This is a genomic window from Actinoplanes sp. CA-142083 (assembly GCF_050942195.1).
In the GTDB taxonomy this organism is placed as follows: Bacteria; Actinomycetota; Actinomycetes; order Mycobacteriales; family Micromonosporaceae; genus Actinoplanes.
This window is the reverse complement of sequence record NZ_CP192076.1, coordinates 8191833-8207680: the sequence shown is the minus strand read 5'-3', so window position 1 is coordinate 8207680 and position 15848 is coordinate 8191833. Positions and strand designations below refer to the sequence as shown.

Genomic DNA, 15848 nt, shown 5'->3' with positions numbered 1-15848 from the left:
GACGCTCGCGCGTCGGGTACTCGCCCAGCCGAGCGTCAGGCGGACCCGGGCACGGCGCTGACGCGGTCTGGCGCTGACGCGGTCTGACGGCCGCGCGCTCACTGGGTGGCGCGGCCGGGCGCGCTCAGACGCTCGCGCGTCGGATACTCGCCCAGCCGAGCGTCAGGCGGACCCGGGCACGGCGCTGACGCGGTCTGGCGCTGACGCGGTCTGACGGCCGCGCGTTCATTGGGTGGCGCGGCCGGGCGCTCGCTCGGTCGCGCGGTTTGGGCGCTCGCGCGGGCGGCCAGCTCACGCGGGCGGCCAGCTCGCGCGGGCGGCCAGCTCGCGCGGGCGGCCAGCTCGCGCGGGCGGCCAGCTCACGCGGGCGGACGCTTACGCGGGCGGTCGGTCACGTGCCCGGCCGACTCGGCGCCGCGGGCGTCGGGACTGCTGCTCGGATGGATGGCGCCGTGCTTGGGCTGGGGACGGATGCCTTGCGTGGGATGCGGCGGTACCTGGGGACAGGGCGGCGGTACCTGAGAACGATGCGGGCGGGTGGTGGGCCAAGCGATCTTTGGCCGCATGGTGATCCTTCTCAGCGACCCCCGGGTGTCGGCCGTGCCGGTGCGGGATGCCGGGGTTCCGTTTGTGCGGCTCGGGGCGGAGTTCGGGGTGGCGCGCGCCTGGGTGCGGGCCGACCTTGCCGAACGGCTCGGGTGGGCGCGGGAGGCGCTGCCCGCCGGGCTTTCGCTGCGGGTGGTGGAGGGGCATCGGGAGCTTGCGCGGCAAACGGAGATCATTGACGCGTACGCGGCGGAGCTGCGCGCCGCCGACCCTGGGGTGACCGAGGCCGAGCTGCGGCGGTTGACCAGCCGGTTCGTGGCGCCGGTCGAGGTGGCGCCGCACGTGGCCGGCGCGGCCGTCGATCTGACGCTGGCGGGGCCGGACGGGGACCTCGACATGGGAACCCCGATCGACGCCACGCCGGAGGAGTCGGGCGGGGCGTGCTACTTCGCGGCCGGCAATGTGGGGGTCGAGGCGCGGGCCAACCGGATGCTGCTCGGCCGGGTCCTGGGTGGCGCGGAGCTGGTGAACTATCCGACCGAGTGGTGGCACTGGAGCTACGGCGACCGGTATTGGGCGCTGATGACCGGAGCGCCGGCAGCCCTGCACGGGCCGGTGGGCGAGCGGGTGGCGGCGTGAGCGCGAAGGCCCCGACCGCGCCGACCGAGCGGGTAGCGGCGTGAGTCTGACGGCACTCGACGCGCCGGCGGGGGCGCGGATCACGGTTGATCTAAGAGCGGTGGCCGACAACACGCGCACGCTGGTGGCCCGCGCTCGCGGCGAGGTGATGGCCGTGGTGAAGGCGGACGGGTTCGGGCATGGGGCGGTTGGCGTGGCGCGCGCGGCATTGGGTGCGGGAGCGACTTGGCTTGGCGTTACGGGGCTGGGGGAGGCGCTGGCGTTGCGAGCCTCGGGGCTTGAGGGGCCGATGCTGAGCTGGCTCAACCCGCCCGGTGCGGACTTCGCGGCGGCGGTGGGGCAACGGGTCGATCTCGCCGTGCCCAGCCTTGCCCACCTGGCGGCGATGCCGCCGGGGGCCCGGATTCACCTGCACCTTGACACGGGGATGGCCCGCGACGGCGCTGCCGAGGACGAATGGCTCGCGCTGTGCCGGGCCGCGCGCGAGGCCGAGCTGCGCGGGCGGGTCGCGGTGATCGGGGTGATGAGCCACCTGGCGGGGCCGGATACACCGGCGGCGGTGCGGCGGTTTCGGGAGGGGGTCGCGATCGCGTACGGGATGGGATTGCGCCCCCGGGTGCGGCATCTTGCCGCGACCGCCGCGACGTTGACCGAGCCTGACACGCACTTCGATCTGGTTCGGACGGGGGCGGGGCTGGTTGGCATCGACCCTTCGGGGACCACGGTCCTGCGCGGGGCGATGACGCTCACCGCCCCGGTCGTCGAAGTGCGGCGGGTCGTGGCGGGGACGCCGGTGGGCTACGACCACACCTGGCGAGCGCCGAGGGACACCACGCTGGCGTTGCTGCCGGTCGGATACGCCGACGGGCTCCCGCGCAGCGCCGGGCCGCGCGGGGAGGTGCTGCTGGGTGGTCGTCGCTGCCGTATTGCGGGCCGGATATCGATGGACCAGATCGTCGTCGACACCGGCCCAGGAGAGGGCGTTCGCGTCGGGGACGTCGCGGTTGTGTTCGGGCCGGGGTTGGGTGGCGAGCCGACCGTTGCTGATTGGGCCACGTGGGCCGGCACCTTGCCGCACGAGATTGTCACGGGGCTGGGTAGCCGGCCGCATCGGCACGTTGTTGGAGGGAACTGAGCATGTCGCGGATTCGGGTGGCTGTCATCGGGGGCGGCGCCAACGGTGAGCATGACGTGTCGCTGGCGTCGGCGGCGGCTGTGGTGGGGGCGCTCGACCCGGGCGCGTACGAAATCGTTGGTCTCACTATTGGGCGGGACGGCACCTGGCTGGACGCGGCCGGTGAAGTCATCGGGCTCGCGGCTGCCGTGGAAATGCTTCAAGGCTGCGATGTCGCGCTCCCGATCGTGCACGGGCCCCGCGGGGAGGACGGCACGCTCGCCGCGTTGCTGGAGCTTGCGGATGTCCCGTACGTCGGCTCGGGTCTGCGGCCCGGAGCGTTGGCGATGGACAAATGGGTGACCAAACTGATCGCCCAGGATCTGGGGATTGCCGTGGCGCCGGGGCGGCTGCTGACGGCGCGCACTGCGGCGGACTACACCTGGAGCGCGCCCGTGGTGGTCAAGCCGGTGGCGGCCGGGTCGAGCCTCGGGGTGACGCTGGTGAGCCGGCCCGAGGACCTCGACGCGGCGATGGCGGAGGCGCTGCGCCATGACGATCGCATCCTGGTCGAGCAGGTCATCAAGGGCCGCGAGATAGACATCGCTATCCTGAAAAATCCGGACAAAATCGTGGCGAGCCCGACGCTTGAGATCATCACTGACGGCGGGTTCTTCGACTACGCGGCCAAGTACGGCGGGGAGGCGACCAAGTTCCTGATCCCGGCCCCGATCGAGCCGGCCGCGACCAGGGCGATCGAGGAAGCCGCAACGGCCATGTACGAAGCGCTCGGCTGCCGGGGTGTGGCGCGGTTCGACTTCTTCGTCACCGAGGAAGGCACAGTGCTCAACGAGGTGAACACGATGCCGGGCTTCACCGCGCACTCGCAGGTCCCGAGGATGTTCGCGGCCGCCGGAATGCCGTACCCACGACTGCTCGACACGCTGATCGGCCTAGCGTGTGGGCATGGGTGATCAGCCACATCGGTTGCCGGGCCTGGGCGAGGCGATGGCCGCGGTCGCCGTCCTCTTCCTGGGCCTGGTCGAGTACGAGACGCAGCCGTGGCTGGGCAGCCCGGGCTGGCGCGTCCTGTACTGGCTGGTCGTCCTCGGCACCGCCATGGCGATCGCGCTGGTTCGCCGGGCGCCGTGGCTCTCGCTGACGCTCGCCTGGCTGATCCCGATATGCCAGGTCCTCACCGGGACCCCGGTCGTGTTCACGCAGGTCGCCGTGCTGGGGGTCGCGTTCGGTGTCGCTCGCTGGGGCGGCTGGGCGACGCTCTGGGCGAGCGGGGTGTCGATCCCGGCGGGTTCGGCGGTCGCGGTGTTCCTGTTCCAGTTCCTCGGCGTACGGATCAACCTGCCGGTCAGCTCGGCGGACCTGATCGCCAACGCCGTGCGCGGGCTCGGCATCGGCTGGCAGATCGGCGTGGCCCTGGTGTTCATGGCGGTGCTCGGCGCGCCCTGGCTGGCCGGCGTCGCGCTGCGCACCGCCGACCGGGCCCGCGACGAGGTGGACCAGGCGGCCCGGGAGCGCGCGCGGGCCGAGGAGACCGCCCGGATCCGGGACGCGCAGACCCGGCTGGCCCGGGACGTGCACGATGTCGTCGGGCATTCGCTGGCGGTGATCCTGGCCCAGGCCGAGTCGGGCCAGTACCTGCCGGATGAGAATCCGGCGGCGCTCAAGTCGGCCCTCGCGACGATCGCGACCTCGGCCCGGACGTCGCTGCGGGAGGTGCGCGACGTGCTGTCGGCGACTCGGGACGACGGGCTGCCGGCGACCCGTGATGACGTGCCGTCAGCGACCCGGGACGACGTGCTGTCCTCGACTCGAGAAGGCGTGCTGACGACGACCCGGGAAGGCATGCCGGCGACGTCCGACGGCCTGGAGAAGCTGATCGGCAACCTGCGGGCCAGCGGCCATGAGGTGGTGTCGGGGCAGGATGGGACGCCGCTGGCGCTGGGGGAAGCGCGGCAGGTCGTGGCCTACCGGGTGCTGCAGGAGATGCTGACCAACGCGATCCGGCACGGCCGGCGGGACAGCCCAGTGATCGTGCGGCGGTCGTGGGCGGCGGGCGCGTTGATCATCGAGGTGCGCAACGCGGCGGGCGCGGGCGCCGAGAGCAAGGGTTCCGGTGTGGACGGCATGCGGGAGCGCCTCGCGGCGGTCGGGGGAGACCTGTGGATCGAGCGCCGCGAGGACGTCTTCGTGGCGACGGCGCGGATTCCAGCGGCATGAGCGACATCGGGGTGCTGGTCGTCGACGACCAGGAGTTGTTCCGGGCCGGCGTCGTGGTGATCCTCAACGCGCAGGAGGGCATCCGGGTCGTCGGGGAGGCGGGGGACGGGCGGGACGCCGTACGCCTGGTCGATGATCTTGATCCTGATGTTGTCTTGATGGATCTGCGCATGCCGGGGATGGATGGCGTGGAGGCGACGCGGTTGATCTATGCGACGCCGCGTCCGCGTCCGGTGCGGGTCCTGGTTCTGACGACGTTCAACCTGGACGATCGGGCGGCCACGGCGATCCGGTACGGCGCGAGCGGCTTCCTGCTGAAGGACACCACGCCCGCGCAGCTGGCCGATGCGGTCCGCAGCGTGCACGCGGGGAACGCCGTGCTCGCGCCGACCGACCTGACGGCGTTGCTGGAGACGCAGTTCGCGGCGCGGGCGCCGGTGCCGGACGCCTACCTGTCGCTCACCGAGAAGGAGCGGATGGTCTTTCGCGCGGTGGCCCGGGGGCTGTCGAACGCTGAGATCGCCGCCGAGATCTTCGCTGGGGAGTCCACTGTGAAGACCCACGTGGGCGCGATCCTGCGGAAGTTGTCGCTGCGGGATCGGGTGCAGATCGTGGTGTTCGCCCATGAGCATGGGCTGCTCTGAGAAAGGGGGCGACGGCGAGAGGTGGTGGGTCCTGTCGCCGCCGCCCGGCTGGCGTGGGGGATTTATTTGCTCGGCTCGGGGATGTCGCACTTGATCTTCGGGTTTACGCCCAGCCAGTTCAGAGGTCCGGCCACGATCGTCACCATGACCGTGCCGGCCTCGGCGCAACTGGTGTCGCCGGTGTCCTTGAAATAGCCGCGCTGGTAGGCGGCCACGCTGCCCAGCAGCAGCCAGATGATCACGATGGCTGCGCCGATCGAACCTGTGCGCATCGGGGGTCTCCTCGGTCGTGGGGATTACCGCGGGATACCCCGCCCGGGTCGATCTCTAAACGGACGCAGCAACGTGGGAGTGAGGGCGGCCAGCACCACGCCGAGGGCGGCGACCGCGAGCATGGCGCCGCGCAGCCCGATCGCTTCCGCGCACAGTCCGACGTAGACCGGCCCGACGATGAAGCCGAGGTAGGAGACGGTCGTGACCACCGACGTGGCGCGACCCCGGTGGGACTCGTCGACGTCGCGCGAGACGATCCCGACCAGGGTCGGGAACAGCACGGCGGTGCCGGCGGCGGCCACCACCAGGCCCAGCGCCGCAACCGGCAGCGTGGGGGACAGGGCGATGACGACGGCCCCGAGGGCGGCGAGGGCCGCGCCGGCGAGGAGCACGATCCGGGCGTACGGCGGCCGCAGCCCGCCCGCGGCGAACCGCGTGATCGCGACGGTGCCCGCGAAGACAGCCGGCGCGATCGCGCTGGTGCCGACCGTCGAGTGCAGCACGTCGTGGGCGAAGACCGCGCTCCAGCTCTGGTGCGCGTTCTCACTGGCGAACGCGAGCGCGCCCAGCGTCCCGATGAGCAGCAGGGGAGCGATGGGGCCCCGGGGGGCAGGGGCCGGAGCGCCCCTGTCTTGATCGCCGCCGTGGGGTAGCGCGGCGGCCGCTGTCAGGGCGAGGACGGCCACCCCGGCGAACGGCGCCACCAGCGGCAACGACGAGGTCAGGCCGCTGGCGAGACTGCCCAGCACGACCATGGTGGAGAAGATGCCGTGCGCGCGGGTGATGACCGGGCGGCCCGCCACGGCTTCGGCCCGGCCGGCGACCGCGTTCTGGGCCACGTCGGCCGCGCCGCTGGTGGCGCCGACCACGGCCAGGCCGGCGCACAGGCTCGGGAGGTTCACGGCGGTCAGCGCCAGCCCGGCGCCGGCCAGGCCGAGCGCGCCGACGGCCCAGGCGGAGAATCGCAGGCCCCAGCGGTCGAGCGCGCGGCCCGCGAGCAGCATTGCCGGCAGGGCGCCGGCACCGATGAAGAGCAGCGCAAAGCCCAGTTGACCGTCGCCGATGCCGGCCTGCTGCTGAACCCGGGGGACCGCGCCGCCCCAGACGCCCCAGAACGCCCCGAACGCCCCGAACGCGGCGAAGGCCCTTCTCATCTGTTTAACGTTACACAGCCCAGGCTAGAGTGGCACGGTGACGAAGAGGGCGACCCTCGCGCAGGTGGCCGAGCTGGCGGGCGTGTCGGTGATGACCGCGTCGTACACGTACAGCCGGCCGGGACGAGTCGCCGCGGAGACCCGGGCGCGGGTGCTGGCGGCGGCCGCCCAGCTGGGATTCGCGGGGCCCGACCCGAGCGCCCGGTCGCTGCGACGCGGCAGCACGCAGACCATCGGGGTGGTGCTGGGCGAGCACCTCACGTACGCGTTCGATGACCCGGAGGCGGTGTCCTTCCTGGCCGGGGTCGCCGAGGTGTGCGCCGGGCGCGGATTCGGCATGACCATCCTGCCGATCACGGGGGCTCCCGACGACGTCGCGCGCGTGCGGAACGCCGCCGTCGACGGCTTCGTCGTCTGGACCACCGCCGACGACGACCCGGTGCTCGCGGCGGTGCGGGCGACGCGCCGGCCCGCGGTCGTCCACGGTGGACCGGCGGTCGACGGCGTGGGCCTGGTGAGCATCGACAACCAGGCGGCGGCCCGGGCGATCGGCGCGGCCGCCTTCGCCGGCGCGCGGCGGCCGGCGGTGGTCAGCTTTCCGCTCTCCCGCGACCGGGCCGGCGCGATCACCCGCGGCGCGGACCTCGCCGAGGTGCTGTTCCCGGTGACGCGCGAGCGGTTGGAAGGCTATCGCCAGGCGGCCGAGGACGCGGGCTTCGACTGGCGGGGCGTGCCCGTCGCGGTGTGCGCGACCAACGCCATGGCGGAAGCCGAGCGGGCCGCGGCCGCGTTGCTGGCCTCCGCCGAGCCGCCCGACGCGATCGCGGCGATGAGCGACCAGCAGGCGGCCGGCGTTCTGCGGGCGGCCCGCGCCGCCGGGCTTGCCGTTCCTCGCGACCTGGCGGTCACCGGATGGGACGATGCCGCGGTGGCCGCGCCCCTCGGGCTGACCACCATTGCCCAGTCGCTGCGCGATCAGGGGGCCGCGTGCGCTCGCGTGGCGCTGGGCGACGGCCCGCCCGGAGGGCCGGCGCCGTGGTCGCTCGTCGAGAGGACCAGCACCCGCTAGGCCGGGCGGACCGCCTGGAGGGTGTAGGTCAACGGCAGCCGGTCGGGCTCCTCGTCGAGGACCCACTCGCCGGTCGGGAGCATGTGCATGCGGCCCGGCAGCGCCTCCCACGGCACCGATCGGTGCTCGACCAGGCCGGTCACCGTCATCCCGGCGTCGAGGATCGCGGTGATCAGCTCGCCGAGGCCGTGGTTCCACTCGTGGGTGGTGCTGCCGCGCAGCTCGATGTCGGTCTCGACGTAGGAGCCGTCGGAGGTGAAGACCATCGGCTCGGCTCGCTCGAAATATGGATATCTCACGACAAGGGCGTCGGGGTTCTCATCGTCGAGCGACCACAGCATCGGGTGTCCCTCGCGGAGGAACAGCCGGCCGCCGGGCTTCAGGAGCGACGCGACCACCCGGGCCCAGCGCGCGACGTCGGGCAGCCAGCAGAGGGCCCCCACGCCGGTGTAGACGAAGTCGTAGCCGTCGCCTGCGACTTCGAGCGCGTCGTACACATCCGCTTGGACAAATCGGACGTCGGCGCCGGATCGTGCGGCGATGTCTCGCGCTTCATCGAGCGATTTGTCCGAAAAGTCCAGTCCGGTCATCGTCGCGCCGAGCCGCGACAGCGACACCGTGTCCGTACCGATGTGACACTGCAGGTGGATCCCGCGCTGACCCACCAGGGAACCCAGCAGCGACCGGTCGAAGGCCACGACCTCGCTGAGCGCCGCCGGATCGGACACGAGGGCGGCCACCGGATAGCCCGGCGACGCGGCGTGGGCGGCGGCGCGCTCGTTCCAATGGCTCAGATTGACGTCCCGATAGTCGGTCACGGGGGCACCATAGACGCCCCGGGGGCGAAGCGCCGTAGAGTTTCGGGTCAGGTGCAGCAGGTGAGGGAGGCGCGAGGTTGGAGAGCAGGCGTACGACGGTGCGAGACGTGCGCCGGGCCAACCGGTCCAGCCTGCTCACCGACCTGTTCCACGGCGGCCTGCAGAGCCGCCAGCAGCTGGCCGCGACCACGGCGCTGAGCCAGGCCAGTGTCAGCAACCTGATCGGCGAGATGCTCGAGGAGGGCCTGGTCGAGGAGGCCGGCCTCGTCGGCTCGGACGGCGGCCGCCCGCGGGTGCTGCTGCGGGTGCGGCCCGGCTTCCGCTACGTGGTGGGCGCCGACGTGGCCGAGACCCGGGTGCTGGTCGAGCTCTACGACCTGTCGATGGCCCGGCTGGCGGCGGTCGAGCTCGAGCACGACGACGATCCCGCGCAGGTGGCCGAGCAGTTGCTGGCCGGCCTGGCCACGGTGATCGCCGAGGCCGGAGTGCAGAGCAAGGACGTTCTCGGGTACGGCGTGGGCGTCCCCGGCGTGGTCGACCAGGACGGCGTGGTCGACTCGCAGTCGACGGGGTGGGACGCGGTGCCGCTCGGCGCCATGCTGCGGGCCGGCACGAGCGTGCCGATCTTCGTGGAGAACGGCGCCAAGACCTTCGGCCAGGCCGAGATGTGGTTCGGCTCGGCGCGCGGCGCACGCCACGCGGTCATCATCATGATCGGTACGGGCGTGGGCGCGGCCGTGGTGATGGACGGCCGCGGTTATCGGGGCGCCAACAGCAACGCGGGCGAGTGGGGTCACACCACCCTGGTGTACGACGGTGAGCTGTGCCGCTGCGGCGCCCGCGGATGCCTCGAGGCGTACGTCGGCGCCGGCGGAATCTCCCGCCGGCTGGCGGCCGCGACCGGGCGTCCCGACACCCCCGACCTGGTGGACGCGATGCTGACCGACACGCCCCCCGAGGCCGAGCCGGTCTTCGCCGAGACGGCCGGCTACCTGGGCGCCGGCATCGCCGACCTGATCAACCTGTTCAGCCCCGAGCGCATCGTGCTCGGCGGGGTGGCGGGCGCACATTTCGGCGAGCGCTTCCTGCCCGAGATCCGCGAGGCGGCGGCCCGGCACGCGCTGCGCCGCCCCTACAGCCAGACGAGCATCGACCTGTGCACGCTGGGGCCGGACGCGGTGGCCATGGGGGCGGCGACGCTGCCCATCGCCCAGTTGCTGGCCGAGGGCGGTTTGCCCGAGCCGGAGGAGCCGATGATGGCCCTCCCGCCCCGATCACGCCGCCCGAACGAGCGCACCCGCCGCTGACCCAGCGCCGCCGCCGCTGGCCCCGCGCCGCCGCTGACCCCGCGCACCCGCCGCTGGCTCAGCGCAGTGGGCCCGCGTCGCGCGGGGTTCGCGCGCTCAGAGTCCGGCACGCCCAGGCCCGACATTTCCGATATGTGCGCTTAATTTCTGCGCCGTGGGCGAGAGCCCGTCGGCTCTGATGAGTTGCTGTGCGCCGCGAACCGGAAGTTATCAAGATCCCGGCGGCGGGCACGGGCGGCTGGCGCGGCGGGGGGCACGGGCGCGGCCGGCGGGTGCGGTGCGGGGCGGTGTGGGCGGTGTTGATGAGTTGCTGCGCTGGGCGAACCGGAAGTTATCAAGGTCTGAGGCAGTGTGGCGGGGCCGGGCGGAGTGCGGGCAGTGCGGGGTGGTGGCCGCCGACGGCCCCGGGGGTGATCCGCGGAGCCGCCGGCGGGGTATCACTGCGCCGATCGGGTGTGGGCGATCGTGTCGCGGAACCAGAGGGCGCTCTGCTTGGGCGTACGCGTCTGGGTCTCGTAATCGACGTGGACGATGCCGAAACGCTTGGCGTAACCCTCGGCCCACTCGAAGTTGTCCATGAGGGACCAGGCGAAATACCCGCGCACGTCGGCGCCCTGTGCACGAGCGTCGGCAACGGCGGCGATGTGCGAGGACAGATAGGCGGTGCGCGCGTCGTCGGCGACAAAGCCCGAAGCGTCGGGGTTGTCGACGAAGGCGGCGCCGTTCTCGGTCACGACAAGCGGCATACCCGGGTAGTCCTGGTGCAAGCGCACCAGCAGCTGAGTGAATCGTGAAGGAGTGATGGGCCAGTTCATCGCGGTCCGCGGCGTGTCCGGCAGCACGGCCCGCACCACGGGCTCGCCCGCGGCGTCGTGCGTGTTGCCCGCCTCGTCCGTGCCGGCGAAGTCCTGCCCGAAGTAGAAGTTGACGCCGAGCACCTCGAACGGCTCCGAGATGATCGCGAGGTCGCCGTCCTGGACCGGGAACGCCGACCCGCGAGCCGCGAGATCCTCGACGATGTCCGCGGGGTACCGGCCGTACCGCAGCGGGTCGAGGTAGATCCGCAGCCCCATCCCGTCCGCGCGCCGGGTGGCCTCGCGGTCCTCGTGGCTGTCGGTCAGCGGGTCGGCCGTGCCCATGTTCAGCGTGATGCCGTACGTGTGCGGCCGCGTCTCGAGCGCCCGCATCCGCTGGGTGGCGAGCCCGTGCCCGAGCAGCAGGTGGTGCACCGCGCTGATCGAGTCGTCGAAGTTCTGCCGCCCGGGCGCGTGCACCCCGACGTTGTAGCCCAGCCACGCCGAGCACCACGGCTCGTTCAGTGTCGTGAACGTCGCCACCCGGTCCTGGAGGCGCTCGAAGACCAGCGCCGCATAGTCGGCGAAGCGGTACGCCGTGTCCCGGTTCGGCCAGCCGCCGGCGTCTTCGAGCTCCTGCGGCAGGTCCCAGTGGTAGAGCGTCACCCACGGGTCGATCCCGTTGGCCAGCAACTCGTCCACGAGCCGGTCGTAGAACGCGAGCCCGGCCGGGTTCACCGGTCCGCGCCCGCCCGGCTGCACCCGCGGCCACGAGATCGAGAACCGGTAGGAGTCCACGCCCAGCGATTTGATCAGCGCCACGTCGGCGGGCATCCGGTGGTAGTGATCGCACGCCACGTCGCCATTGTCGGCGTTGTGCACGGCGCCGGGCTTACGGCAGAACGTGTCCCAGATGGACGGTGTGCGGCCGTCCTCGGCGGCGGCGCCCTCGATCTGGTACGCGGATGTCGCGACGCCCCACTGAAATGTGGTCGGCAGGCCGGTGGCGAGGGGGACAGCGGTGGTGGTGGGGTTCATGTCTCTCCAGAGTGGGGATAGGGAAGGGGCCGGTCCTCAAGCGGTGAAGGACCGGCCCCTGCTGAGCTAGCCCGCGGAAATCGAGGCGGGCTGCTCGGCCGGATGAAGCCAGCACGCGACGGAACGGCCGGCTCCATCCGGGGTGTCCGGACGGCCGAGCACCGGGATGACGGTGGAGCAGGGCTCGAATGCCTTGGGGCAACGGGGATGGAACGAGCATCCTGTGGGCATGCCCGCCAGGTCCGGCGGGGAGCCGGGGATGCCGGCGAGCTCACGCCGGGGACCGCGCAGGGCCGGGAAAGAGCTCAACAGGCCTTTCGAGTACGGGTGCAGAGCGTCCCGATAGATCGTGGCCGCCGGCGCCTCCTCGACGATCCGGCCGCCGTACATGATCGCGATCCGGTTCGAGAACTCGACCAGCAGCGACAGGTCGTGCGTGATGAAGATGACCGAGAAGCCGAGCCGTTCGCGCAGGTCGATCAGCTGCCCGAGGATCTGCCGCTGCATCACCACGTCGAGCGCGGTGGTCGGCTCGTCCATGATGACCACCTGCGGCTGCAGAATCAGCGCCATGCCGATCATCACGCGCTGCCGCATGCCGCCCGACAGCTGGTGCGGGTAGGCGTCCATCCGGTCGGGCGAGATGCCGACGAGCTTGAGCATCTCGCGGGCCCGGGCGTTGCGGCTGTGCTCGGTCATCTTCGGCTCGTGGGCCTGCAGCACATCGGTCAGCTGCGTCGAGATCTTGTGCACCGGGTTGAGCGAGTTCATCGCGCCCTGGAACACGATCGCCGTCTGGTCCCAGCGGTACTGCCGCAGCGCGCGGTCGCTCAGCGACAGAACGTCGTAGGCCGGGCCCTCGGCGGGGTGGTAGACGACCTCGCCGCCGGTGATGACTCCGGGCGGCGGCAGCAGCCGGGTCATGCCGTAGGCGAGTGTCGACTTCCCCGACCCGCTCTCGCCGGCGAGCCCGAGGACCTCACCCTTGTGCAAGGTCAAACTCACATCGCGTACGGCGTGCACAGCGCGATCGCCGAGCCCGTAGTCGACGTTGAGGTTGCGAATCTCGAGTACCGGTTCCATCACTTGGCCTCTCTAGCCACGGGGGTGGCCAGCCGCGCCGGCTCCTCGATGATCGGCGCGCTGGAGAGCACCGGGGTGAAGCCGATCCGCATCCGCACGGTCCGGCCCGAGGTCGTCTTCACCTTGGTCTTGCCGGCGCTGCGCAGGCGCGGGCTGACGAACTCGTCGATGCCGAAGTTGATCAGCGAGAGCGACATGCCGAGCAGCGCGATCGCGAGGCCGGCCGGCACGAACCACCACCACGCGTCCTGGCCGAGCGCCTGCTGGCCCTGCGCCCAGAACAGGATCGTGCCCCAGTTCCAGCCGTTGTTGACGACGCCGATGAAGGCCAGGGTGATCTCGGAGAGCACCGCGAAGATGACCGTGCCGACGAAGCCCGACGCGATCACCGCGGTGAGGTTCGGCAGCAGCTCGAAGCCGATGATCCGCCAGGTGCGCTCGCCGGACGCGCGGGACGCCTCGACGAAGTCCCGCCGGCGCAGCGACAGCGTCTGCGCGCGCAGCACCCGGGCGTTCCACGACCAGCTGGTGAGGCCGATGATGACCGCGATCAGGGTGTCGCTGACGTTGTTCAGCGTCGAGGTGATGATGATCATCAGGGGCACCGCGGGGATGACCAGGATGACGTTGGTGAGCACCGACAGCGTGTCGTCGGTCTTGCCGCCGAGGTAGCCGGCCGTGACGCCGATCAGCACGCTCAGCACGGTCGCGATGATGCCGGCCAGGAAGCCGACGTACACGACGCTGCGGGCGCCGACCAGGATCTGGCTGAAGATGTCCTGACCGAGGTGGGTGGTGCCGAACCAGTGCGCGGCCGACGGGCCCTGCACCAGGTCGTTGCTGCGCGCGCTCGGGTCGTACGGCGCGATCCACGGCCCGATGATCGCGAGCAGCACGTAGACGGCCAGGATGATGAGGCCGGCGGCCGCCTTGCGGTTGCGCACGAATCGGAACCGCTGCCGCTTGACCTTGCCCGGCTTCGGGCTCTCCGGCTGGGCCATCGAGCCCTGACCCGGGATGACCTGCTCGATGCTGGAGGTGGGAATCGTCATCGCTCAGCCCTCCTTGCGGGTGCGCGGGTCGAGGAGGAGGTAGGCGACGTCGGCCAGCAGATTCGCCAGCAGCACCGCGATCGTGATGATCAGGAAGATGCCCTGCATGAGCGGATAGTCCTTGGCGCCCACCGCCTGCAGCAGCGTGAAGCCGAGCCCGGGGTAGGAGAAGACGATCTCCACGAGGAGCGTGCCGCCGACGATGAAGCCGAGCGCCAGCGCGAAGCCGGAGATGCTCGGCAGCAGCGCGTTGCGGGCCGCGTACGACAGCGCCACCCGCCGCTCGGGCAGGCCCTTGGCGTGCGCGACGGTGATGTAGTCCTCGGAGGCCACCGTCACCATCATGTTGCGCATGCCGAGGATCCAGCCGCTGACCGAGGAGATCAGGATCGTCAGCGCCGGCAGCAGGCTGTGCTGGATCGCGCTCGGGATGAAGTACTGGTCCCAGGCGGGCACCAGGCCCGAGTCGAAGCCGCCCGAGGACGGGAAGAAGCTGTCCGGCCCGGCGAGCAGGTAGATCGCGATGATGCCGAGCCAGAAGTACGGCACCGACGAGAAGAACGTGGTGACCGGCAGCAGGCTGTCGGCCCAGGAGCCGCGCCGCCAGCCGGCGAGCACGCCCAGCCCGGTGCCGAGCGTGAAGCTGATGACGGTGGTGATGCCGACGAGCAGGACGGTCCACGGCAGTGCCTGGCCGATGACCTGGGAGACCGGAGCCGGGAAGAAGGTGAACGACAGGCCGAGGTCGCCGTGGAGCAGCTGCTTCCAGTAGTCGATGTACTGGTCCCAGAGGCTCTGGTTCTTGTCGAGTCCGAAAAGGACGTAGAGCGACTGGATCGACTTGGTGGAGAGCTGGCCCTGGTACTTCGTGATCAGCGACTGGACCGGGTCGCCGGGCACCAGCCGGGGGATGAAGAAGTTGATGGTGATCGCGGCCCAGACCGTGAAGAGGTAGAACGCGATGCGCTGGAGGAAATACCTCACTTGGCCACCTCAGCAGTGTCATACAGCCAGCACGCGGCCCAGTGGCCCGGCTTGTCGCCGATCTCGAGGCGTACGGGAAGGTCGGTCGAGCAGCGCGGCATCGCGGCCGGGCAGCGCGGGTGGAAGCGGCATCCCGTCGGCGGGTGGATCAGGCTCGGCGGCTCGCCGTTGCCCTTGTCCTCCTCGAGCGGGTCGACGTCGCCGGTGAGCCGGTCCGGGTCCGGCGCCGAGTCGATCAGCAGCCGGGTGTACGGGTGCGCGGGCGTCTGCGTGACGGTCTCGCTGTCGCCGCCCTCGACCATCCGGCCCGCGTACATCACGAGTGTCTCGTCGGCGAAGTAGCGGGCCGACGCGATGTCGTGGGTGATGTACAGGATCGCGAGGTTGAGGCGTTCCTTGAGGTCGCGCAACAGGTTCAGCACGCCGAGGCGGATCGACACGTCCAACATGGACACCGGCTCGTCGGCGAGCAGGGCCTCGGGCTGGGCGCCGAGCGCGCGGGCGATCGCGACGCGCTGGCGCTGGCCGCCGGAGAGCTCGTGCGGGAACTTGTCGAGGTAGCGCTCGGGCGGCGTGAGGCTCACCCGGGTCAGCAGCTCGGCCAGCGCCGCCTCCAGGTCGTCGCCCTCGTTGTGATGGATCCGCAGCGCCCGCGTCAGGTGGTAGCGGATCGTGTGGATCGGGTTCAGCGAGGCGAACGGATCCTGGAAGATCATCTGTACCCGGCTGGCGTAGGCGCGGAACGCGCGGCCGCCCTTCACCCGGGTCGACTCGCCGTGCAGCGTGATGTCGCCGGCGGTGCGCGGATAGAGCTGGGCGAGCAGCCGGGCCACTGTGGACTTTCCGGAGCCCGATTCGCCGACGAGCGCGACGACTTTGCCGCGCCGCAGGGTCAGGTGCACATCATCGACGGCGTGCACCGCGTCATGCGTCCGCGTGAAGAGGTCACGCAGTTTCCGGCGTACGGGAAAGTGCTTCGTCAGGCCGACAGCCTCGAGCACCACTTCGTCCGCCGGGGCCTTGGCGTCTTGAACCGACGTCATGCCACTTCCTTCGAAGGTGGGGCGCCGCTCCCCTGACCGAAATCAGGGGAGC

General features: G+C 71.4%; 15 protein-coding genes. 7 read left to right on the top strand and 8 right to left on the bottom strand.

Annotation, left to right across the window (positions count from 1 at the left end):
- Positions 1–564 precede the first annotated feature (564 nt).
- Genes ACQPZX_RS37565 through ACQPZX_RS37545 form a run of 5 tightly spaced genes read left to right on the top strand, consistent with a single transcriptional unit; the run spans position 565 to position 5181 of the window.
- Positions 565–1185: a M15 family metallopeptidase gene (locus ACQPZX_RS37565; RefSeq protein WP_433366343.1), complete on the top strand. Its 621-nt coding sequence runs from the start codon at positions 565–567 to the stop codon at positions 1183–1185.
- Positions 1186–1225: 40 nt separating this feature from the next.
- The gene (alr, locus tag ACQPZX_RS37560; protein WP_433366340.1) at positions 1226–2320 is read left to right on the top strand and encodes an alanine racemase; all 1095 of its coding nucleotides are present in this window, start codon (positions 1226–1228) and stop codon (positions 2318–2320) included.
- Positions 2321–2322: 2 nt separating this feature from the next.
- Positions 2323–3273: a D-alanine--D-alanine ligase family protein gene (locus tag ACQPZX_RS37555; protein ID WP_433366337.1), complete on the top strand. Its 951-nt coding sequence runs from the start codon at positions 2323–2325 to the stop codon at positions 3271–3273.
- A complete protein-coding gene (locus ACQPZX_RS37550) occupies positions 3266–4537 on the top strand; it encodes a sensor histidine kinase (RefSeq protein ID WP_433366334.1) in 1272 nt (423 codons plus the stop codon). The genes ACQPZX_RS37555 and ACQPZX_RS37550 overlap by 8 nt, the downstream gene beginning before the upstream one ends.
- Positions 4534–5181: a response regulator gene (locus tag ACQPZX_RS37545; RefSeq protein ID WP_433366331.1), complete on the top strand. Its 648-nt coding sequence runs from the start codon at positions 4534–4536 to the stop codon at positions 5179–5181. The genes ACQPZX_RS37550 and ACQPZX_RS37545 overlap by 4 nt, the downstream gene beginning before the upstream one ends.
- A gap of 62 nt (positions 5182–5243) precedes the next feature.
- Here the strand turns inward: ACQPZX_RS37545 and ACQPZX_RS37540 are convergent, their stop codons facing one another.
- Entirely contained in the window at positions 5244–5453 is a 210-nt protein-coding gene (locus ACQPZX_RS37540; RefSeq protein ID WP_433366328.1) for a hypothetical protein, read from the bottom strand.
- A 24-nt stretch (positions 5454–5477) separates the two neighbouring features.
- Complete coding sequence (locus tag ACQPZX_RS37535; RefSeq protein WP_433366325.1) at positions 5478–6608, bottom strand: MFS transporter; 1131 nt, start codon at positions 6606–6608, stop codon at positions 5478–5480.
- Positions 6609–6645: 37 nt separating this feature from the next.
- Here ACQPZX_RS37535 and ACQPZX_RS37530 point away from each other — a divergent pair, with 37 nt between their 5' ends.
- Positions 6646–7677: a LacI family DNA-binding transcriptional regulator gene (locus tag ACQPZX_RS37530; protein WP_433366322.1), complete on the top strand. Its 1032-nt coding sequence runs from the start codon at positions 6646–6648 to the stop codon at positions 7675–7677.
- Here ACQPZX_RS37530 and ACQPZX_RS37525 read toward each other — a convergent pair.
- Positions 7674–8495 (bottom strand): class I SAM-dependent methyltransferase, encoded by an 822-nt coding sequence (locus ACQPZX_RS37525; RefSeq protein ID WP_433366319.1) that lies wholly within the window; start codon positions 8493–8495, stop codon positions 7674–7676. The genes ACQPZX_RS37530 and ACQPZX_RS37525 overlap by 4 nt on opposite strands.
- A 77-nt stretch (positions 8496–8572) precedes the next feature.
- On the opposite strand from ACQPZX_RS37525, the gene ACQPZX_RS37520 reads away from it, so the two are divergent.
- Positions 8573–9802, top strand: a complete 1230-nt coding sequence (locus tag ACQPZX_RS37520) for an ROK family protein (protein WP_433366316.1) — start codon at positions 8573–8575, stop codon at positions 9800–9802.
- Positions 9803–10239: 437 nt separating this feature from the next.
- On the opposite strand, the gene ACQPZX_RS37515 is transcribed toward ACQPZX_RS37520, so the two are convergent.
- The 5 genes from ACQPZX_RS37515 to ACQPZX_RS37495 form a co-directional block, all read right to left on the bottom strand.
- Complete coding sequence (locus ACQPZX_RS37515; RefSeq protein WP_433366313.1) at positions 10240–11634, bottom strand: GH1 family beta-glucosidase; 1395 nt, start codon at positions 11632–11634, stop codon at positions 10240–10242.
- 66 nt (positions 11635–11700) lie between these two features.
- Entirely contained in the window at positions 11701–12717 is a 1017-nt protein-coding gene (locus ACQPZX_RS37510; protein ID WP_433385671.1) for an ABC transporter ATP-binding protein, read from the bottom strand.
- On the bottom strand, positions 12717–13769 hold the full coding sequence (locus ACQPZX_RS37505; RefSeq protein ID WP_433366310.1) for an ABC transporter permease: 1053 nt from the start codon (positions 13767–13769) through the stop codon (positions 12717–12719). Before ACQPZX_RS37505 ends, ACQPZX_RS37510 begins: the two co-directional genes overlap by 1 nt.
- 3 nt (positions 13770–13772) lie before the next feature.
- The gene (locus ACQPZX_RS37500) at positions 13773–14753 is read right to left on the bottom strand and encodes an ABC transporter permease (protein WP_433366308.1); all 981 of its coding nucleotides are present in this window, start codon (positions 14751–14753) and stop codon (positions 13773–13775) included.
- Positions 14750–15796 carry an ABC transporter ATP-binding protein gene (locus tag ACQPZX_RS37495; RefSeq protein WP_433366305.1) on the bottom strand — a complete coding sequence of 349 codons (1047 nt, stop codon included), beginning with the start codon at positions 15794–15796 and terminating at the stop codon, positions 14750–14752. The genes ACQPZX_RS37500 and ACQPZX_RS37495 overlap by 4 nt, the downstream gene beginning before the upstream one ends.
- Positions 15797–15848: the final 52 nt, after the last annotated feature.